The organism is Rhizobium sp. B21/90 (assembly GCF_019355815.1).
Classification (GTDB): domain Bacteria; phylum Pseudomonadota; class Alphaproteobacteria; order Rhizobiales; family Rhizobiaceae; genus Rhizobium; species Rhizobium rhododendri.
In genome coordinates this window covers 3,493,435-3,512,240 of record NZ_CP072162.1, presented here as the reverse complement: position 1 = coordinate 3,512,240, position 18,806 = coordinate 3,493,435, and the positions used below count along the sequence as shown (strand labels likewise).

Here is an 18,806-nt window from a genome sequence, read left to right as displayed (position 1 = left end):
AAACTCTTATCGTATTGGCTAATTGACCAAGGCAATCTGCATTGCCGCTGAATGGGATGGCCGGAAATGAAATTTCCGCTGGGTACCAAAGCCGGCATGGGTACCAGGATATGCGCGTCGCGACCGACCGGTCTTTTTGGCGGCCTGTCCGGCAAGCTCCTGTCGCTGACCGTCGTTTTCGTCATGGTCGCGGAAATCCTGATCTTCGTGCCCTCTGTCGCTTATATGCGGCTGCGTTGGCTGCAGGACCGCCTCAACACAGCTGCGGCTGCGGCGATCGTTATCGACGGCCTGCAGCCCGTCGAGCTGCCGCGTTCGCTGCAGAAGGAAACCCTGATGGCGACCGGCACCCGGGCCATCATCTTGCGCAAGGACGGCACCTCGCGATTGCTTGCCACCGCCGATATGCCGACATCCGTCGACGACCAGTTCGACCTGACCGACGTCTCGCTGCCGACGGCTGTCCACGATGCGCTGAATACGTTGCTGTTCGGCGGCGAGCGGATCATGCGCGTCTACGGCCCGGTCGGGGAAACGAAAATGGGCGTAGAGGTCGTGCTCAAGGACGCCAGCCTGCGCAAGGCCATGCTGCGCTATTCGACAAACGTGCTGCTTCTTTCGCTCTTGCTTTCCTTCTTCACCGCAACCCTGATTTTCTTTGCCATCAACCGAATCATGATCAAGCCGATCCGCAAGCTGACCGACAGCATGCAGTCCTACTCCGACGATCCGGAGGATCCTGCGCGGGTTCTGGTGCCGGATGACGGGCGCGACGAACTCGCCGTTGCCGGCCGCCATCTGGCGACGATGCAGGCGCAGTTGCAGAAGACGCTGAAGCAGCAGAAGAACCTTGCCGCTCTCGGTCTTGCGGTGTCGAAGATCAACCACGACATGCGCAATATCCTCGCCTCCGCCCAGCTGATGTCCGACCGGCTTGCTGACATCGACGACCCGATGGTCAAGCGTTTCGCGCCGAAGCTGCTGCGTACCATCGACCGCGCCGTCGGTTATACCAACGAGGTGCTATCCTATGGCCAGGCATCCGAATCGGCGCCTCGCCGCCGTCGCCTTAAGCTCCACGATCTCACCGCCGAGGTGAGGGACATCATGGCGATCGATCCCGAAAGCGGCATCGAGTTCGTCGAGGTGGTGTCCCACGAGCTCGAGGTGGATGCCGACAGCGAGCAACTCTTCCGCGTTATCCACAACCTCTGCCGCAACGCCCATCAGGCACTCATCGCCTATGGAGAGCAGCAGCCGCAGAGCGTTCGCCGCATCACTGTCGCGGCCCACCGGATCGGTAGTGTCGTCGGGATCACCATCGACGACACCGGTCCGGGCATGGCTCCGAAGGCGCGGGAAAACCTGTTCACGGCCTTCCGTGGCTCGGCGCGCTCCGGTGGCACCGGTCTCGGCCTGACCATCGCCCGCGAGCTGGTGCTTGCCCATGGCGGCACCATCGCTCTTGTCGAAAAGCCGTCCCCTGGGACCCAGTTCCGTATAGAGATCCCGGACCGCCCGATTTCCCTCGAGGCCTATCGCGGCCGCAGCGCCACCGAAACCTGAGGAAGTTCGGCGCTTTCCACAGTCGCCAACCGAAAAACAGCAGATTTTCGAGAAATCCGCTTGCTTTCACTCTGCGGACGTTTTAGAGGATCGCCACGCAAGCGGCTCAGCCACTTGCTTCCGCACCCGTAGCTCAGCTGGATAGAGCACCAGACTACGAATCTGGGGGTCGGGCGTTCGAATCGCTCCGGGTGCGCCATTTTCTCCTAATGTTTGTGTATGCAAGTGTCGTGACAGAAGCCGCGTAAGATCGATATTTGATCGCCAGGCTCCTGAAACCCTGTCGTTTGTGTCGAACTCCTGCGCATCTCCACGCACGCGACACAGCCGAAAATGAACCGGCACTACCTACAGAACCATCGCGAAAGCGAGCTCCGGTTGAGCTACTCTCAGGGCTGTAAATGCCACTGTGATCCCGGAGGACGAGATGCTTTTTCGTACGCTGATGACTTCCTGCATATTGCTTGCTCTGCCTGCACTGGCGCTCGCCGACCCTACCGGAACGTTCGACGTGACCGGAAGCGGCGATGGGAGCGCTTATTCCGGGACCGTAAAAGTCAGCCGCACCGGCGGTACCTACGATGTGCAATGGACCATTGCCGGCGAAAAATTTGTCGGTACGGGGATCGGTGCGAAGTTTACCGGCGACCGCTTTGAGATGGGGCCGGCATCGTCAGACGACACGGCAATCTCGGTCGGATACGCATCGAAGAACAATTTTGGCATCGCCATGTATTTCGAACAGCCCGACGGAACGTGGCAGGGCGTCTGGACTTATGGTGGCGCTAAAAAGGTCAATATGGAGACCTGGACACGCAGATAGCGCCAACGATCACAACGGCGACCATAAAAAAACGCCCGTGCTGCGGCGGCAGAACGGGCGTTTTTCGGTATTGAGGACTTAGCTGGCGGATGCGAGCGTCATCGATGTGCCGGTGGCAGCGATGTTCAGGCCGAGCTGGCCGGTCACGCTGATTGTCTGCAGGTGGATTGCACCTGTCGTGCCGCCGAAGAGCACGTTGGCGCCGACGCCAGCGCCGACGGTGGCTTCAGCAGTGGCACCCTGGTAGAGGCCGGCAAGTGCGCCGTGGTGATAGCCTGCGGTTGGTGCGAACACAGCCCAGACCAGACGACTGCGTGTTGTGAAGCCGAGGTCGACACCAAACTTGCGGATGGCGCCAGTGTAGTGATCGACGCGGCCGCTACCGTTCGCAGATGTATAGGTGCAATCGACGCTCTTGGCCGAGCCGAGGACGTAGCCGACACCGCCAGCGATATCGCAGGTCAGGTAGCCGATCTTGACGCCGTTGCTGTTGTCCTGATCTTCATAGTTGGTGACCATGTCGGCAGCAGACACAGCCGGAGCAACGGCGAAGGTCAGCGATGCGGCGGCCAGCGCCATTGCAATTGTCTTTTTCATTTTTCTCTCCTGTTTATCGTCGTATCGGCGCCAAACGCCGGGTAGTCTTTAATGAATATCGCGATTGCTAACGGATGAGCCGCGAGCAGGTTCCCGATCAGAACGATGAAGCCGGTGTGTTCGCCAAAAATTGATTAACGGATCCCATGAGCCCAGGATCAGCGTTCATCCTTCATTAGGACATTTCGAAGGCGGGCGCGTTGCCGCTTCGAAATATTGCCGCCAGCAATTGTGCCAAGCAAGCGACGCCCTGGAATTTGATGTGCCGCCGGGTCTGCATTAGGCATGGGGCCGGAAAGAGCGGCCGTCAGGCGGTGGCAGCGTCTGTCGCAGGAGTGCCTGTGCTGGAAGTGCTGTTGGCGCCTGTCCAGCTCAGATAGTAGAACTGCGTGCCGACCTGGCCGAAATAGGCGGCGTTGCCGGTGGTTTTGTCGATGAAGCTGTTGTCGGCGGCGCGGCTGAGCGTGCCGTCGCCGTTGCGCTGCAGATGCGCCTTCAGATAGTCGTTCCAGTCGCTGGTCGGGATGGCTTTGGGGCTATTGGCTGTCGCGGTTGCGTCAGCGCTGCTGCTGGTTTTCGATTTTGGATCCCAGGCAGCGATCGATACTCCGTGTGTCGGATCGGAAACGCTGAGGGTGCCGGCGTTGAGCGCATCCAGCATCGCCTTCGCCTGTTTTGCGCCGTCGCTGGTTCCGGCTGCGGTCGCCGTCAGGTTCTGCTTCAGCAGTGCCATGAACGAGGTCGTAGTGATGTCGGTGCTCGCCGTGTCCGAGTTGTCTGTCGAGGATGTCGTCGCAGTTTCGTCGGACTGGCTGTTCGACAGGCTGTTGAGCATGCTGGCAAGCGATGCCTGAGCCGATGACGGCAGGCTCGAGACATTTTTTCCGACGCTCGATCCGTCTAGCAGCGAACTGTCGGACGTGCCGCTGCCGCTGCTGTCGCTGTTGGTATCCCCGGAGGTCAAAACCTTGAGTGCCAGTTGGGCGGCGATCAGTCGCGTGGAGGAGAGGGCGGTAACCATCTGGGGCTTTCCTGGGCGATGCCAGCCCGCCCGTTTGCGTGCTCGGCCTGGCGTGTGAACGCTGCCGCTTGCGAGGAGGTAGTTGCGAAAGGGCCACTGCGTGGTACCCCCGGACAACCCTCGCAGCGCCGGCAGCGCGACTGTCCCAAGGCTAGGCGAAAGGGCTTGCCCGGAGCTTGCCCGTCAATCGGCGCAGGTTGACGGGCCTCAGCTCAGCTGTTGTGAAAATCTCTCCGCTGCTCGATCTCGGCGATGAGGCGCTGTTGCACCTCGTCGCCTTGCGCCTTGATGCCATCGACCAGATCGCGAAGCGTGCCGCGCAGGCCGTGGACCTGGTCGACGAGTTCCATCACCACATCGACACCGGCCTCGTTGAGCCCCATCGTCTCGATCAGGTCGAGTATCAGCCTGCCGCGCGCGACATCGGCTTCGCGGAACGCTCTTCCCCCTTCGGTGGCATCGGGCACAAGCCATCCCTGCTCGATCCAGACGTCAAGAACCGAGACTTCGATATGCAGCGACTGGCGGAATTCACGATCGTCCATGGTTCAGCCTCCCATGCTGGCTCTGGGTTCGTGTTTCTCCCCGGCTGCCCAGTCTTTCACGAAGGCCGTCAGTTCGGCATCCGGTGTCTCGGGCAGCACGATCTTTAATGTGACATAGGCGTCGCCATGTTCGCCGCCACGCTTGGGAACGCCTTTTCCTTTCAGGCGCATCACTTTGCCCGTGTTCGAGTTCGGGGCGAGCGTGATGGCGACGGCGCCCGATGGCGTGGGTACACGCACCTTGCCGCCCAGCACCGCCTCACGCAGGCTGATCGGCATGTCGAAGCGGATGTCATCTCCGTCCCGCACATAAAATTTATGCGGCCGGACCTTGATGTCGATCATCGCGTCGCCGGCCGGAGCGCCGTTCAAGCCCGGATCGCCCTTGCCGCGCAGTCGCAGTGTCTGGCCATCGGCGGTGCCCGGCGGGATCTGCACGTCGAGCGACGGGCCGTTCGGCAATTTGACTTGCGTCTTGGTGCCGTTGACGGCGTCGAGAAAGTCGACCTCCATCGAAAAGCGTCTATCCTGGCCCTTCATTTGCTGGGCTCCCTGCCCACGGCGCGAAAAGAAACTGGAGAATATATCGTCAGCACCGCCAAAGTCGGCAAAACCGCCGCTGTTCTGGTAAGGCCCGCCGCGTCCTTCGTTCGAGGCATAGTCGCGGTAATACTGGCGCTGCTGAGCTTTTTCGCTGCCGCCGGCATCGATTTCTCCGCGATCGAAGCGCGCCCGCTGTTCCTCGTCGCCGAGGATCGCATAGGCGGCCGAAACCTCCTTGAATTTTTCTTCTGCCTGCTTGTTTCCCGGATTGAGGTCCGGATGAAGCTTCTTGGCGAGCTTGCGGTAGGCGCTCTGGATGTCCTTCTGCGCCGCGTCCCGCTTGACGCCGAGAAGCTGGTAGGGATCACCACTCATGGATTTCTCCGTCTCGTAAAGAATTTAGCCCGGCAGAAACTACCTCGTCGGCGCGCTTCCCGGGCCTATCGAATCACAGATAGGCATTGATGCCGCCGTTCACACCATTGGAAGCCTTTTTTCCGCAGAAGACCAGCGGCTTGGCATGGAAGCCCCCGGCCAATTCACACGATCGCTGCCGGTCCGACAGGGGACGACGGTACTGCATCCGGGGAGCGGTCAGTGACGACGATCGCGGAGGGCTAGAACCAGCCGTTTCGGCGTCGCTTGTTGTATCTTCGTCCCGCCTACCCATCTCCCTCTACGCCGGGCAGCGAATGGCCTTGCGCAGGACATGCCGCCGGCCTCGAAGAATTTCCGAAAGATAGATTGAGAAAGAGACGATCATGACCGAATTGAATGCATCCAAGTCCGGGACCTTCAAGATTGGCGGCGATCTCACCGTCAACCGTCTTGGTTTCGGCGCTATGCGCATCACAGGTAAAGGAATCTGGGGCGACCCCGCCGATCGCGAGGAAAGCATCCGCACCCTCAAGCGACTGCCCGAGCTTGGCGTCAACTTCATCGATACCGCCGATTCCTACGGCCCTGATGTCTCAGAGCAGCTAATCAAGGAGGCATTGCACCCCTACGGAAAGATGGTGATCGCCACCAAGGGCGGTCTGACGCGCACCGGTCCTGAGGTCTGGATACCCGTCGGTCGCCCCGAATATCTCATCCAGCAAGCCCACAAGAGCCTGCGTAATCTCGGTGTCGAACAGATCGACCTCTGGCAATTGCACCGCATCGATCCAAAGGTTCCGGCGAAGGAACAGTTCGATGCCATCAAGTCGTTGCTGGACGACAAGATCATCCGCCACGCCGGCCTGAGCGAGGTGTCCGTGGCCGAGATCGAAGCCGCCTCGAAGGTCTTCAAGGTATCGACGGTGCAGAACCGCTATAACCTCGTCGACCGCACCAGCGAAGACGTGCTCGATTACTGCGAGAAGCACGGAATAGGCTTCATTCCCTGGTACCCGCTCGCCGCCGGCGATCTCGCCAAGCCCGGTTCGCTGCTGGATACCATCGCCAAGCGCCACAACGCAGCCCCGAGCCAGATCGCGCTTGACTGGGTGTTGAAGCGCAGTCCCGTGATGCTGCCGATCCCCGGGACGTCAAAGGTCAAGCATCTGGAAGAGAACGTGGCGGCGGTGAACTTCACCCTGTCCGAGGATGAGTTCAAGGCCCTCGACGCGGAAGGCAGGAAGGTCTTCAAGGCCGCCTGAGTCAGAGCGGCGAAAGTGACAACAGCCGAAAGTGACAAAAGCAACGCCGTCACTTTCGGCATTATCTCACGAAACCCATAGACATACAGTCGTGCGAGCATTTGCCCGCCGCTCTGTCAATATCTCAAACGCTCACTTTCTCGGCTGCTAATTAGGCGAATTGTCGCAGAGGCATGCTCTAATGCAGGCGCTGGCTCAATAAGCCTGACTTACTCATGCATCAGGCGCATTGCTGCAATGCAATGTCAGTCATTTTAAAAAGCGGGCAGTGACTGTATCTATTGTTTCGAAGGCAGCGCACTCCTCCTCCCAGCGCTTCCTTCTTCGATCGGCAGCACTCCTCCTCCCAGTTGCCGATCTCTATTAAGAGCCCGACGCATCCTCCTCCCGCGTCGGGCTCTTTAAGTTTCCAGCTCAGCTAATATCAGTCTCCAATACGCGCCACGCCTGTCTGGCCGTTGTCGCGCGTCCATTTGACCTTGCCGGCGCCGTCCCGTTCGAGCACGAAGCACATCGGCGCGCCGTCGTACCAGGTTTTGAATTGCTGGCAGAGCCGGTCTGATTTGATCCACCATTTCCCGACGTCGTTCGGCTTGATGAACTTGCCAAGGCCGACCGCCTCGCCATTGCCGTCGACGGTTCCGGACTTGTGGTAGGTAAGGGGCATTTCGCCACCGAGCGGGGCTGCGAGATAGATCGTGCGGCCAATGATATCGCTGCGGATATCGTTGTCCGTCATAGCTTCGGCCCGGGCGGAGACTGGAAGGAGCGCTGCGAGCGCAAGGAGTGCAGGGAGCAACGGCTTCATCTTTGACCTCTGGTCGGTTGATACAAAGCCATTTACGTCGCAACCGGCAATTTGGTTTCACCATCTCCCGACAAAGCCATCGTTTCTACCGGCCATTCGCTCCATCGGACGTCTGGGATGGTGAGGTCCAGTCTTTCAAAAATCTATAGGCACCAGGGCAGCGCCTGATATATCTCTGCGATTGATTTGCTGCGCAGCGCAGCCGTGTTCGGATATGCAGGCCCATGACGGAAAACACCCGGAAGACCACCATCGTCATCGGCGCCGGCATTGTCGGCGCTGCCATCTCTTTCGAACTGCAACGACGTGGCCACCGGGTGACGCTTGTCGACAAGGGCGAGCCGGGGAGGGGCACGTCGTTTGGCAACATGGCCAGCATCGCGCTCGATTTTGCCGCCGGCTCCGGCCCCTCGACATGGCGCAAGATGCCGGGCTGGTTGCTCGATCCGGAAGGGCCCGTCTGGCTACGGCCTTCCTATGCGCCAAAGATATTGCCGTGGTTCCTGCGTTTCCTCGCCGCCGGCCGTCCATCGCGTCTGCGTCAGATCGAGGATGCCGGGATGGCCCTGTCGGCTCCTGCACTTGCCGATTTTCGCGCCATGCTCGATGCTGTAGGCGCACCCGAATTGATGACCGAGGACGGATGCCTTGCCATCTACGAAACCGAGGCTGAATTTGCGGGCGATCGCGGCCATTTGGAGATGATGCAGCGCTATGGTTTCGAGCATTCGGTCGTCAGCGGTGCCGACCTCCGCGCTCTCGAACCGGCCCTCTCTCCCCACATTGCCAAGGCGGTGCTGCTGCCGAACAACAAGTCCATCCGCAATCCCTATCATCTGGTTCTGAAGCTGGTCGATGCTGCGAAAGCGGCTGGTACAGGCTTCGTCTCCGGCGAAGCCACCATGATTGAGCGCCGGGCGGGCGGCGGTGTCACAGTCATGCTCGCCGATGGCCGCAGGCTCGATGCCGACGATGCGGTGGTTGCTGCCGGCGTGCCGACGCGGGTGATCGCCAAGGCTTTGGGCGAGCCTATCCCGCTCGAGACCGAACGGGGTTATCACACGCAGATCATGGCCCCCGGCATTTCCATGCGCCACTCGATCATCTGGCCGGCCCGCGCCTTCATGGTGACGCCGACCGCCGGCGGCATCCGCGTCGGCGGCAACGTCGAGCTTGCAGGCCTCGATGCGCCGCCGGATTATCGCCGTCCCCGCGTCCTCGTCCGCCATGCCCAGAGGGCGCTGCCCGGCCTCAAGGTAGAGGAGGCCACCGACTGGATGGGCCATCGCCCCTCGTTGCCGGATACCATCCCCATCATTTCCGCGTCCTCCCGACTACCGGGCGTCTGGTATGCAACCGGTCACGGTCATCTCGGTCTCACCTATTCCGCCACGACAGCCCGCCTGATGGCGGATATGATCGGTGGCATGAAACCGTCGATCGATATGACGCCGTTCCGCATCAACCGTTATTAGGAGAAAGCCGATGTCCGATACCCAAAAGCCAGTCGCTCTCATTACCGGCGGCGGCCGGGGCATGGGCGAGGCGATCGCCCGCGAACTGGTGGCCACCGGCTATCGTGTCGCGCTGATGTCGCCCTCCGAAAGCTGCGAGAAGCTGGCTGCCGAACTCGGCGGCGTCGCCTCGCGCGGCGTGGCGGAAAAGGCGGAAGACATCCAGGCAATCTTCGACCTGACCATGAAGACCTATGGTCGCATCGATGCGGTGGTCAACCATACCGGCCATCCGCCGAAGGGCGATCTCCTCGACATCTCCGACGAGAACTGGACGCTCGGCTCCGACATGATGGTGCTCAGCGTCGTGCGCATGGCGCGGTTGGTCACCCCGGTCATGCTGCGCCAAGGCAAGGGTGCCTTCGTCAACATCACCACCTTCGCCGCATACGAGCCCTCGCTAGTATTCCCGGTCTCCTGCGCCTACCGCGCCGCAGCCGGTGCCTTCACGAAGCTCTATGCCGATCGCTACGCTGCCGACAATATCCGCATGAATTGCCTGTTGCCGGGCTACATCGATAGCCTCGCCCACAAGCCTGAGACGGCCGAGAAGATCCCGATGAAGCGCATTGGCCAGATGCAGGAGGTCGCCAAGACCGCAGCCTTCCTGCTGTCCGATGGCGCCGGTTACATCACGGGGCAGAATATCCGCGTCGACGGCGGCGTCACCCGGCACGTCTGATTGGAGAAGATGATATGAGATGGAAGCGGACGATCCAGCTGCTGGATGTTCATTGCGAAGGTGAGATCGGCCGGGTCGCGATCGGCGGGGTGCCGAAGATCCCTGGCAATACGATAGCCGAGCAATTGCACTGGATGAACACCGATCCGAAAGGCGAAGAGCTCCGGCGCTTCCTGGTGCTCGAACCGCGCGGCGCGCCGATCGGCTCCGTCAACCTGCTGCTGCCGGCAAAGCACCCGGATGCAGATGCCGGCTTCATCATCCTGCAGCCCGACCAGGCCCATGCGAGCTCCGGCTCGAACTCGATCTGCGTCACCACGGCGCTGCTGGAATCCGGTATCGTCGAGATGCACGAGCCGGAAACCACAGTCACGCTCGACACCGCCGCAGGCCTCGTTCGGGCGGTTGCCACCTGCCGCGATGGCCGCTGCGAGAAAGTGCGGCTGACGATGGTGCCATCTTTCGTCCACCAACTCGACGTGCTGCTCGACACGCAGGAATGGGGCGCGATCAGCGTCGACATCTGCTATGGCGGCATTTTCTACGCCCTGGTCGATGTCGGACAGGTAGGCCTCACCATCGAGACGTCGAAGGCGGCCGAGCTGGTGAAAGTTGGCATGGTCCTGCGCGATCGTATCAACCGTACGATGGCCATCGTCCATCCGGAAATCCCGGCGATCTCGGGCGTTGCCTACGTGATGTTCCGCGATATCGATGCCGACGGTGCCATCCGCACTTGCACCACGATGTGGCCCGGCCGGGTCGACCGCTCGCCCTGCGGCACCGGCAACTCCGCCAATCTCGCGACACTGCACGCGCGCGGTAAGGCAAAGGTCGGCGACGTCTTCAAGTCGCGCTCGATCATCGGGTCGGAATTCGAAGTTGGCCTCTCCGCCGTTACGGAGGTAGCCGGCAAGCCCGCCATCATTCCGACAATCACCGGCCGAGGCTTCACCTTCGGCCTGTCGCAGGTGTCGCTGGACCCCTTCGATCCTCTGGCTCAAGGTTTCGCGCTGACGGACGTCTGGGGCCCCTCCGCCGGCGAGATCGGCGCAGGTAAATAACCTTCCCCTTCTCCCCTAGGGGAGAAGGTGCCCCAAGGACGGATGAGGGTATCTAGCCTTCTAAAGCCCGATTTCCCGTGCCCATGGCGGATTGGCGCCGGCGCGCGATACGGTGACGGCGGCGGCTTTGGCGCCGAGCGCCAGGGCATCGCGCAATGCCTTCTCGTCGAGCGAGGCAACCTGCGCCTTCGTCAGCAGATTGTTCATCTTCAGCGAGGCGAGAATGCCGGCATCGAAGGTGTCGCCGGCGCCGACTGTGTCGACCACCGTGACGCGTTCGCTCGGCACGGAAACCTTCTGCGACTTGGTGTATCCCGTCGCGCCCTCGGCTCCCTTGGTGATGACAACCAGCTTGGCGCCATGGTCGAGCCAATGGGAGGCCAGTTGGTCATGGTCGCCGGACATGCCGAACCATTCCAGATCCTCGTCCGAGAATTTGAGGATGTCCGACATAGCCGCCATGCGCTTGATACGCGCCATATGGGCCGGCTTGTCCTTGATGAAGCCCGGCCGGATATTCGGATCGAGCGAGATGACGCGGCGGGCCTGCTCGCGCGCCATCAAGGCCTCGTATGTTTCGCCGCAAGGGCTGGGGATGAGGCTGATGGCGCCGAAATGCAGCGCCTCGCAAGTGTCGCCGAGGTCCGGCAGATCGGCTTCGGTAATCATCCGGCCGGCGGTGCCTTCGTCGTAGAAGGCATAGGTCGCCTGGCCGTTGACCAGCTTCACGAAGGCGATGGTGCTGGGCCGCGAAACGATGGCGCAGGGGCTGGAATCGACGTTGCTCGCCTTCAGCGTCTCGATCAGGATTTCGCCCAGCATATCGTCGGCAAGGCCGGTGAAGAAGGCAGTCTCGACGCCAAGGCGACCGAGCGCGATAGCGGTGTTGAAGATCGCACCGCCGGCATAGGGCGCAAAGGCCTTCTCACCCAGCGTCGTTTCCCGGGGCAGCATGTCGATCAAAGCTTCGCCGCAGCACAATATCATTCCGGCCTCCCAGAGAGCGTGTCTCTATCTTGTACACTGTCAAAAACGGTTAGAGCGATTTCGAAGAAATGCAAAGCGTCACGTCGCCGAAAGCTGGGTGATGCCGCCGTGCGCGCCTGACCAGGCGAGCGGTGCATCGAGAAACGCCTCGACGGCGGACAGCGTCTTGTCGTCGAAAAGCTTCTGCGCCTTGGCGACGGCAAGCACGTTGCGCCATGTGGCGATATGATGGAAGCGCACCTTGCCGTCGGCAAACCGCAACGCTCCTTCGTCAAAAATGCCGTAGTAAAAAAGCGCGATCGCGTGGTCGACGATGCCGCCGGCAGCCCGGATCGCGTCGATGAATGTGAACATGCTGCCGCCGGCCGTCGTCAGGTCCTCAATGACCAGCACGCGCGCGCCAGCCGGCATGTCGCCTTCGATCTGGGCGTTGCGGCCATGGCCCTTCGGCTTCTTGCGGACATAGATCATCGGCAGGCCGAGGCGGTCCGCGAGCAGCGCTGCAAAGGGGATCCCCGCCGTCTCGCCGCCGGCAATGCAGTCGAACTGCTCGAAGCCTGCATCGCGCAACAGAACGCTGGCAGCAAAGTCCATGACCGTCGAGCGGACGCGCGGATAGGAAAGCAGTTTGCGGCAATCGATATAGACGGGGCTGGCCATGCCCGAGGCAAATTTGTAGGGCGTCTCGGCGTTGAAATGCACCGCCTTGATTTCCCAGAGCATCTTTGCCAGAAGTTCAGCCATCACGGCGCGGTCGGGAAATGTCGTCTGCATGATGCGGCTCTCCTCAGGCTTTGAACGTTGCCTGCGGCATAGCAGCAAGGCGCGGCGGTTTCCAGAAGGCGACCACGTTTACGGGCTTAAATTACGCGGGGCGCCTGTTAAAAATGAGGCCATCAGGGGAGGCTCAGACCTGTTCAAGCCGTGATGCGGCGCCATATGGGCAGCTTCGCCTCATCCACAGCGAAGTTTGTTATTAAGTAATATCTAAAAAATATATATCCTAGTCGTTTCCTTGCCATTATGGGTTGCGGTTGAAAAATTCATTAAAATGCTTGGTATTTGCTTAGGATTGAGGTTTCTAAATTACCCTTAGTTTCCACCCGCCAAATGGGGCATGCAAGGAGACCGGAATGCGCCTGCCACGATCTGCGGCACTGAAGAAATTTGGTTCGTCGCTTACGCTGAAGATCTTCTCGATCTGCTTCCTGGCGACGCATCTGCCGCTGCTCGCGCTGATCGCCTATCTCCTGACGGGCTATGAAGCGGCAGCGATGCCGATCCTCGCCACTGCACTGCTGGCGACGTTACTGGGCACGGGGCTCTGTTTTCTCTCGGTGTGGCTGTTGCTGCGTCCGCTGGAGGCCGTGACGAAAACAGTGCAGGCCTACCGGGAAACCGGTGCGGTATCGACGATCCGCAGCCAGCGCCGCGATGAAATCGGCGTCGTCGTCAACGCGGTGTCGACGCTGATTGCAGAACTGCATGCGACGCTATCCCAACTGCGCCGCCAGGCGACGACCGATGTGCTGACCGGCCTCGGCAACCGCCGCTGGCTGCGCGATATCGGCACTTCGGAACTCCAGCGCGCAGAACGCGAAAATGAGCCGCTTTGCGTCATTGTCTTCGATCTCGATCACTTCAAGACCATCAATGACGAGCATGGGCACGAGGTCGGTGATCAAGTGCTGACCGTCACCGGCGCGATCATCCAGCACAACATGCGGCCTTACGATATCGCAGCGCGGATCGGCGGCGAAGAGTTCTGCATCCTCTTGCCGCGCACTGACACGGCGCAGGCGATTGCCATTGCCGAACGTTTGCGAAGGGAGCTGGCAACCCGGGCGGTCGGCCCCGTGCCCGCCGGGCGGATTACCGCCAGCTTTGGCGTCTACTGCGGCGATCCGACCACCGAGACACTGAAAACGATGATGATGGCAGCCGACCGCAAATTGTATGCGGCCAAGAACGGCGGACGTAATGCCGTTCACTGGGATACCGCCAGGCCTGTGTCGGAAGTCGCAGTCAGGCAGTAGCGGATTCAGTTTCCGGTGGATTTTCCGTCTCGCTCGTGACGACATGAAGATACTCAGCGGTCTCCACGCGGTTTCGGCCGTTACGTTTTGCGGCATACAGCGCCCGGTCGGCAGCCTGGAGGACGCCTTCGAAATCGGCTCCCTCGTTCGAACCGAAGGCGATGCCGGCACTGACGGTACATTTGACGGTCTTGCCTTCGAAGGAAAAGTAGCGTGCCGCAAAACACTCGCGTATGCGGTCCGCGATCTGTTCGGCCCGGCCCGGCATGACATTGTCGAGCACCAGCGTGAATTCCTCGCCGCCGAGACGGGCCACGACGTCGTAGGCCCTGAGATTGGTGACGAGTTCTTCGGCGAACAATTTTAGAACGGCATCTCCAGCCGCATGGCCAAATTCGTCATTGACCGCCTTGAACCGATCGATGTCGAAGATGACAGCGGCCATCACCGTCGAAAAGCTCCTGTTTCCGCAACGATCGAACAGCGCCCTGCGGTTCATCAGACCCGTCAGCTGGTCCGTCATGGCATCCGACCGGTGACGGGTCGCCTGGCGCCACTGATGGAGGGCCAGCGACAGGGCGCCGATTCCCGTCATGGCCGCGATGGCAACGGCGATGCTGAGGTTTTCCGCCCAGTTTTGAGGCGCCTTGCCAATCACCATCTTGCCGTCGGAGATGAGGACGGCGGAGCAGAGGACGAAGGTGAACGCGGTCAGGAGGTAGAGGGTCGTGATCCCGTAGATCGGAGCGGGCGCTTCGGCGCGGCCGAGCCAATATTCATAAGCTGTGGCTGACAGCATCGCGGCGATGACGAGATTGTAGACGATGAAGGCCAGCCCGTCATAACCGAGCAACATCGGCGGCACGCTTATGGCCAGCCCCAGGACAGTACCGGCGACGATCCTGACGGGAGACAGGCGATCCTTCCTGAACTGGTAGCCTGCCGCCCAGATGACGGAGAAACCGGAGAGAGCGATGGTGAAGGAGACGATCGCGAGGCTCATCGTCGGATGAGCTACATAGAAGCTGTAACAGCAGATCGCGGCGACGACCAACAGCAACCCAATGGCGCAGGTCAGAAGGAATGTTTCAGGTCGGCGGTTGAGCCAGCTACCCAGCAACGTCACCGCAAGGCAAAACGTCGATGCACCGAGCGCGATCAGAAGAGAATTATAGTCGAGCATCATGCCGTCTCTCTACGGGTTCATTCCGCGATGCATGGTATCAGCGCGAGACTATTCTGACATAGGTATCCAATCGGTTACCATCATGCGCAAAAAGCCTGGTTTTGTCGCATGAAGGCATGTCCAATCACGGACATTATAGCTGCCTAAGGTTCGACGGCCCAATGCAGCGGGAACATCGGGTCGAAAACTGTCACTGGACCCGCTCCTGTCTCTATTTTCTCCGGAAACGCAATCGATTCGACCCGGCGGACCAGCGTCATCGTCTCCGTATTCGGCTGCAGTCCATACCATGCCGGTCCGTTCAGCGAGACGAAGGCCTCCAGCTTGTCGAGTGCGCCTTCCTGTTCGAAGACATGCGCAAGGCAGCTCATTGTGTTGATCGAGGTGTAGATGCCGGCGCAGCCGCAGGCACATTCCTTGAGCGGGTCGACATGGGGCGCGGAGTCGGTACCAAGGAAAAACCGATGGTCGCCGCTTGTCGCTGCCGCCCGCAAAGCCAGCCGATGGCTCTCGCGCTTGGCGACCGGCAGGCAATAATAGTGCGGCCGGATGCCGCCGACGAGGATGGCGTTGCGATTGATGATCAGGTGGTGGGTGGTGATCGTCCCGGCCAGGTTGGCGGTTGCCGACTTGATATAGTCGATCCCGTCGGAGGTGGTGACATGCTCCATCGTCACCTTCAGCTCGGGCAGGCGCTGGCGCAGCGGATCGAGAACTGTCTCGATGAACACCGCCTCACGATCGAAAATATCGACGTCGGCAGTCGTTACCTCTCCGTGGACGCAGAGCGGCAGGCCAATCTTCGCCATCCGCTCCAGTACCGGCATCGCCTTGTTGAAATCTCGTACGCCGCCGTGGGAGTTTGTCGTGGCACCCGCCGGGTAGAGTTTGACGGCGGTGATCAGGCCGGTGTTCTTGCCCTCCTCGACATCGTCGGGGCTGGTGTGTTCGGTGAGATAAAGCGTCATCAGTGGCTGGAAGCTGTCGCCCTCCGGCAACGCCGCCATGATCCGCTGCCGGTAGGCTATTGCATCGGCAGTGGTAACCACTGGCGGCACCAGATTGGGCATGATGATGGCGCGGGCGAAGTGGCGACTGCTGTCGCCGATCACGCCCTCCATCATTGGACCGTCGCGAAGGTGCAGATGCCAGTCGTCGGGGCGGCGGATGGTAAGCTTTTGCATCGATGTCTCCCGGCGGCGGGCTTATGGCGTCGCGCCGGGATAACATTCATGCACCGCCGATGACAACTGTCTTCGTCAAGGTGCTGCCAAGTAAGGGATCAGGCGATTTCCAGCGTCACGTCTGCCGGGCGCCTGTTGCCGAGGATCAGCCGGCCGTTCGGCAGGTCGTTGTCGTAGACCTTCGCGTGGGCTTCTTCCTCGCTCAGCTTGTAGCCGCGCCAGCGCGCCCAGAGGCGTTCCTCCAGCACTTCCATCGGCGGCGCCATCAGGATCGAAAAATCGAACATCCCCTCCAGTTCAGCCCATTTTCCCTGGCTGAACAGGAGATAGTTGCCCTCGACGATAATGAAGCGATGATCGGGTGAAACGACCCGGGCAGAAGCAATCGCCAGTTCGCGCGAACGGTCGAAAACCGGCACGAGAACTTCCTGGTCGCCAGGTCGTACGGCCTTGACGATGTCGAGGAAGGCGCGCACGTCGAAAGTTTCCGGCGTGCCTTTGCGGGCAAGCTGGCCCCGGGCGATCAGGATGGCGTTGTCCATGTGGAAACCGTCCATCGGCAGCACTTCGGCGCTTTCGCCGCGTGCTTTGAGTGCATCGGCCAGGTTATCGGCCAGCGTCGATTTGCCGGCCCCGGGAGGACCGGCAATCGCCACCATGAACCGCTTGACCGATCCAGCCCTGTCGATGATCTGACCGGCCATGTCCTCGACAGTCGGGCTCATGCAGCGACGGTCTCGGCGGGCACGCCCTTGGCGCCTGTCATGAAAGCAACGGCGTCGGACATCGAGTAGTCCTTCGGGTTGATGACAGTGAGGCGCTTGCCGAGCCTATGGATGTGGATGCGATCGGCCACTTCGAAGACATGTGGCATGTTGTGCGAGATCAGAACGATCGGAATGCCGCGTGACCGCACGTCGAGGATCAATTCGAGAACGCGACGGCTTTCCTTGACGCCGAGCGCTGCCGTCGGTTCATCGAGGATGATGACCTTCGATCCAAAAGCTGCAGCGCGTGCCACGGCCACGCCCTGGCGCTGGCCGCCGGAGAGGGTTTCGACGGTCTGGTTGATATTCTGGATCGTCATGAGCCCGAGTTCCGAAAGCTTGTCGCGGGCCTTGGTTTCCATGGCCGGCCGGTCAAGCATGCGAAATACGCTGCCGAGAATGCCAGGCTTGCGGATTTCCCGGCCGAGGAACATGTTGTCTGCGATCGACAGCGCCGGCGAAAGCGCCAGGTTCTGGTAGACCGTCTCGATGCCGGCTTCGCGGGCCTCGAGCGGCGACTTGAACTGAACCACACGGCCTTCCAGCTTGATCTCGCCTTCGTCGACGATAGTAGCCCCGGAAATAGCCTTGATGAGCGACGACTTGCCGGCGCCGTTGTCGCCGATGACCGCCAGGATCTCGCCCGGATAAAGGTCGAAGTCGGCATGGTCGAGGGCGGTTACGCGGCCGTAGCGCTTGACGAGGCCACGGGCGGTGAGAATGGGTTGAGCGGCCATGTTACACCGAAACCTTTCTGATCCACTGATCGATGGCGACAGCGGCGATGATGAGAACGCCGGTGAGCAGAACTTTCCATTGCGGATCGGCGCCGAGCATGTTGAGGCCCATCGATACGACGCCGACGATCATAGCGCCGAACAGCGTTCCGAGGATCGAGCCACGGCCGCCGAATAGCGAGATACCGCCGATAACCGTTGCCGTGATGGCCTGTAGGTTGAAGTCGGTGACGGCCGAAGACGGGGAAACCGAACCATTGCGGCCGATCGACACCCATGCTGCAAGCCCTGCGATGACGCCGGAGATTGCGTAGACTGTGAGGAGAACTTTCTTGGTCTGGATGCCGGCAAGCTTCGCAGCCTCGGGATCGTCGCCAACCGCATAGACATGGCGTCCCCAGGCCGTGTGGTTCAGCACATACCAGAGCAGGATAACCAGCAGCACCATGGCGACAACGCCAAGCGTCAGGACCGCGCTGCCGAGCTTGAAGCTGACGGCAAAGAGATGCAGCAGGGGCGCCTTGTCCTGGACATCGGTGTCGCGAATGGTCTCGTTGGCCGAATAGATGAAATTCGTCGCCATCACGATGTTCCAGGTGCCGAGCGTCACGATAAACGGCGGAAGCTTCATATAGGCGACGAGGAGGCCGTTGAGCAGTCCGCAGACGCCGCCGGCAAACATGCCTGCCACAACCGCAATCGGTGTTGGCAAGCCATAGGTAATGGCAAAATTACCCATGATGACCGAAGAGATGACCATGATGACGCCGATCGACAGGTCGATACCCGCCGTCAGGATCACCAGCGTCTGGGCGGCACCGAGAATGCCGACGATGGCGATCTGCTGCAGGATGAGCGTCAGCGTGTAGGACGAAAAGAACCGTCCGCCGATCGCCAGTCCGAAAACCACGATGGCAAGCACGAGAACGATCAGCGGCACCGCCGCAGGCGTCGAATGCAGGAAGTGCTGGGCGCGCTTCAAAAGGGAAAGTTTTTCGTTCTCGAAGGAGACGACATTCTTGTCGCTGTCGTCGAGAACACGTTCGAATTCCTGTGCTCCGGTCATATTTCCTCCTCTGCGCGCCAAACGGCGCAGAAAGCCTCAC

Annotated in this window: 19 protein-coding genes and 1 tRNA gene; 8 read left to right on the top strand and 12 right to left on the bottom strand. The window is 60.7% G+C overall.

Annotated features, from left to right (window positions below; genetic code table 11):
- The first annotated feature begins 96 nt into the window (after positions 1–96).
- The 3 genes from J5278_RS17010 (at position 97) to J5278_RS17000 (ending at position 2,389) form a co-directional block, all read left to right on the top strand.
- On the top strand, positions 97–1,566 hold the full coding sequence (locus J5278_RS17010; protein WP_247749751.1) for a HAMP domain-containing sensor histidine kinase: 1,470 nt from the start codon (positions 97–99) through the stop codon (positions 1,564–1,566).
- A 122-nt stretch (positions 1,567–1,688) separates the two neighbouring features.
- Positions 1,689–1,765 (top strand) — tRNA-Arg (locus J5278_RS17005).
- Between the two features lie 228 nt (positions 1,766–1,993).
- Positions 1,994–2,389 (top strand): hypothetical protein, encoded by a 396-nt coding sequence (locus J5278_RS17000; protein WP_142823902.1) that lies wholly within the window; start codon positions 1,994–1,996, stop codon positions 2,387–2,389.
- Between the two features lie 78 nt (positions 2,390–2,467).
- Here J5278_RS17000 and J5278_RS16995 read toward each other — a convergent pair whose 3' ends face one another.
- From J5278_RS16995 to J5278_RS16980, 4 genes are all read right to left on the bottom strand, one after another.
- Positions 2,468–2,986: a DUF992 domain-containing protein gene (locus tag J5278_RS16995; protein ID WP_209182728.1), complete on the bottom strand. Its 519-nt coding sequence runs from the start codon at positions 2,984–2,986 to the stop codon at positions 2,468–2,470.
- 307 nt (positions 2,987–3,293) lie between these two features.
- Positions 3,294–4,007 carry a hypothetical protein gene (locus J5278_RS16990; RefSeq protein WP_209182730.1) on the bottom strand — a complete coding sequence of 238 codons (714 nt, stop codon included), beginning with the start codon at positions 4,005–4,007 and terminating at the stop codon, positions 3,294–3,296.
- Positions 4,008–4,219: 212 nt separating this feature from the next.
- Positions 4,220–4,552 carry a chaperone modulator CbpM gene (locus J5278_RS16985; RefSeq protein ID WP_142823905.1) on the bottom strand — a complete coding sequence of 111 codons (333 nt, stop codon included), beginning with the start codon at positions 4,550–4,552 and terminating at the stop codon, positions 4,220–4,222.
- 3 nt (positions 4,553–4,555) lie between these two features.
- The gene (locus J5278_RS16980) at positions 4,556–5,470 is read right to left on the bottom strand and encodes a DnaJ C-terminal domain-containing protein (RefSeq protein ID WP_142823906.1); all 915 of its coding nucleotides are present in this window, start codon (positions 5,468–5,470) and stop codon (positions 4,556–4,558) included.
- A 386-nt stretch (positions 5,471–5,856) separates the two neighbouring features.
- Here J5278_RS16980 and J5278_RS16975 point away from each other — a divergent pair, with 386 nt between their 5' ends.
- Positions 5,857–6,735 (top strand): aldo/keto reductase, encoded by an 879-nt coding sequence (locus tag J5278_RS16975; RefSeq protein ID WP_209182732.1) that lies wholly within the window; start codon positions 5,857–5,859, stop codon positions 6,733–6,735.
- A 424-nt stretch (positions 6,736–7,159) separates the two neighbouring features.
- On the opposite strand, the gene J5278_RS16970 is transcribed toward J5278_RS16975, so the two are convergent.
- Positions 7,160–7,543, bottom strand: coding sequence for a hypothetical protein (locus J5278_RS16970; RefSeq protein WP_142823908.1), 384 nt, complete (start codon positions 7,541–7,543; stop codon positions 7,160–7,162).
- Positions 7,544–7,767: 224 nt separating this feature from the next.
- Between J5278_RS16970 and J5278_RS16965 the strand changes: the two genes are divergently transcribed.
- From J5278_RS16965 to J5278_RS16955, 3 genes are read left to right on the top strand one after another with little or no spacing between them, the layout of a single operon-like run.
- A complete protein-coding gene (locus J5278_RS16965) occupies positions 7,768–9,018 on the top strand; it encodes an FAD-binding oxidoreductase (protein ID WP_209182734.1) in 1,251 nt (416 codons plus the stop codon).
- 10 nt (positions 9,019–9,028) lie between these two features.
- A complete protein-coding gene (locus tag J5278_RS16960) occupies positions 9,029–9,739 on the top strand; it encodes an SDR family oxidoreductase (RefSeq protein ID WP_142823910.1) in 711 nt (236 codons plus the stop codon).
- Between the two features lie 14 nt (positions 9,740–9,753).
- A complete protein-coding gene (locus J5278_RS16955) occupies positions 9,754–10,803 on the top strand; it encodes a proline racemase family protein (protein ID WP_209182736.1) in 1,050 nt (349 codons plus the stop codon).
- Positions 10,804–10,863: 60 nt separating this feature from the next.
- Here J5278_RS16955 and J5278_RS16950 read toward each other — a convergent pair whose 3' ends face one another.
- Together J5278_RS16950 and J5278_RS16945 are read right to left on the bottom strand one after the other, a co-directional pair.
- Positions 10,864–11,790, bottom strand: coding sequence for a carbohydrate kinase (locus tag J5278_RS16950; RefSeq protein ID WP_209182738.1), 927 nt, complete (start codon positions 11,788–11,790; stop codon positions 10,864–10,866).
- Positions 11,791–11,868: 78 nt separating this feature from the next.
- Complete coding sequence (locus J5278_RS16945) at positions 11,869–12,567, bottom strand: orotate phosphoribosyltransferase (protein WP_209182846.1); 699 nt, start codon at positions 12,565–12,567, stop codon at positions 11,869–11,871.
- A 356-nt stretch (positions 12,568–12,923) separates the two neighbouring features.
- Between J5278_RS16945 and J5278_RS16940 the strand changes: the two genes are divergently transcribed.
- Positions 12,924–13,826 carry a GGDEF domain-containing protein gene (locus tag J5278_RS16940; protein ID WP_209182740.1) on the top strand — a complete coding sequence of 301 codons (903 nt, stop codon included), beginning with the start codon at positions 12,924–12,926 and terminating at the stop codon, positions 13,824–13,826.
- On the opposite strand, the gene J5278_RS16935 is transcribed toward J5278_RS16940, so the two are convergent.
- The 5 genes from J5278_RS16935 to J5278_RS16915 form a co-directional block, all read right to left on the bottom strand.
- The gene (locus tag J5278_RS16935) at positions 13,816–15,012 is read right to left on the bottom strand and encodes a GGDEF domain-containing protein (protein ID WP_209182742.1); all 1,197 of its coding nucleotides are present in this window, start codon (positions 15,010–15,012) and stop codon (positions 13,816–13,818) included. The two genes, J5278_RS16940 and J5278_RS16935, sit on opposite strands and share 11 nt — an antisense overlap.
- Positions 15,013–15,155: 143 nt before the next feature.
- Complete coding sequence (gene pyrC / locus J5278_RS16930) at positions 15,156–16,196, bottom strand: dihydroorotase (protein ID WP_209206758.1); 1,041 nt, start codon at positions 16,194–16,196, stop codon at positions 15,156–15,158.
- A gap of 98 nt (positions 16,197–16,294) precedes the next feature.
- Entirely contained in the window at positions 16,295–16,921 is a 627-nt protein-coding gene (locus J5278_RS16925) for a nucleoside triphosphate hydrolase (RefSeq protein WP_142823916.1), read from the bottom strand.
- Positions 16,918–17,700, bottom strand: a complete 783-nt coding sequence (locus J5278_RS16920; RefSeq protein ID WP_142823917.1) for an ATP-binding cassette domain-containing protein — start codon at positions 17,698–17,700, stop codon at positions 16,918–16,920. The genes J5278_RS16925 and J5278_RS16920 overlap by 4 nt, the downstream gene beginning before the upstream one ends.
- A gap of 1 nt (position 17,701) precedes the next feature.
- Positions 17,702–18,766, bottom strand: a complete 1,065-nt coding sequence (locus J5278_RS16915; protein ID WP_142823918.1) for an ABC transporter permease — start codon at positions 18,764–18,766, stop codon at positions 17,702–17,704.
- Positions 18,767–18,806 lie beyond the last annotated feature (40 nt).

Bases quoted from the DNA above. Each gene is read 5' to 3' on its own strand.
- J5278_RS17010 (WP_247749751.1), top strand. From the start codon at position 97: ATGGGTACCAGGATATGCGCGTCGCGACCGACCGGTCTTTTTGGCGGC.
- J5278_RS17000 (WP_142823902.1), top strand. From the start codon at position 1,994: ATGCTTTTTCGTACGCTGATGACTTCCTGCATATTGCTTGCTCTGCCT.
- J5278_RS16995 (WP_209182728.1), bottom strand. From the start codon at position 2,986: ATGAAAAAGACAATTGCAATGGCGCTGGCCGCCGCATCGCTGACCTTC.
- J5278_RS16990 (WP_209182730.1), bottom strand. From the start codon at position 4,007: ATGGTTACCGCCCTCTCCTCCACGCGACTGATCGCCGCCCAACTGGCA.
- J5278_RS16985 (WP_142823905.1), bottom strand. From the start codon at position 4,552: ATGGACGATCGTGAATTCCGCCAGTCGCTGCATATCGAAGTCTCGGTT.
- J5278_RS16980 (WP_142823906.1), bottom strand. From the start codon at position 5,470: ATGAGTGGTGATCCCTACCAGCTTCTCGGCGTCAAGCGGGACGCGGCG.
- J5278_RS16975 (WP_209182732.1), top strand. From the start codon at position 5,857: ATGACCGAATTGAATGCATCCAAGTCCGGGACCTTCAAGATTGGCGGC.
- J5278_RS16970 (WP_142823908.1), bottom strand. From the start codon at position 7,543: ATGAAGCCGTTGCTCCCTGCACTCCTTGCGCTCGCAGCGCTCCTTCCA.
- J5278_RS16965 (WP_209182734.1), top strand. From the start codon at position 7,768: ATGACGGAAAACACCCGGAAGACCACCATCGTCATCGGCGCCGGCATT.
- J5278_RS16960 (WP_142823910.1), top strand. From the start codon at position 9,029: ATGTCCGATACCCAAAAGCCAGTCGCTCTCATTACCGGCGGCGGCCGG.
- J5278_RS16955 (WP_209182736.1), top strand. From the start codon at position 9,754: ATGAGATGGAAGCGGACGATCCAGCTGCTGGATGTTCATTGCGAAGGT.
- J5278_RS16950 (WP_209182738.1), bottom strand. From the start codon at position 11,790: ATGATATTGTGCTGCGGCGAAGCTTTGATCGACATGCTGCCCCGGGAA.
- J5278_RS16940 (WP_209182740.1), top strand. From the start codon at position 12,924: ATGCGCCTGCCACGATCTGCGGCACTGAAGAAATTTGGTTCGTCGCTT.
- J5278_RS16935 (WP_209182742.1), bottom strand. From the start codon at position 15,012: ATGATGCTCGACTATAATTCTCTTCTGATCGCGCTCGGTGCATCGACG.
- pyrC (WP_209206758.1), bottom strand. From the start codon at position 16,196: ATGCAAAAGCTTACCATCCGCCGCCCCGACGACTGGCATCTGCACCTT.
- J5278_RS16925 (WP_142823916.1), bottom strand. From the start codon at position 16,921: ATGAGCCCGACTGTCGAGGACATGGCCGGTCAGATCATCGACAGGGCT.
- J5278_RS16920 (WP_142823917.1), bottom strand. From the start codon at position 17,700: ATGGCCGCTCAACCCATTCTCACCGCCCGTGGCCTCGTCAAGCGCTAC.
- J5278_RS16915 (WP_142823918.1), bottom strand. From the start codon at position 18,766: ATGACCGGAGCACAGGAATTCGAACGTGTTCTCGACGACAGCGACAAG.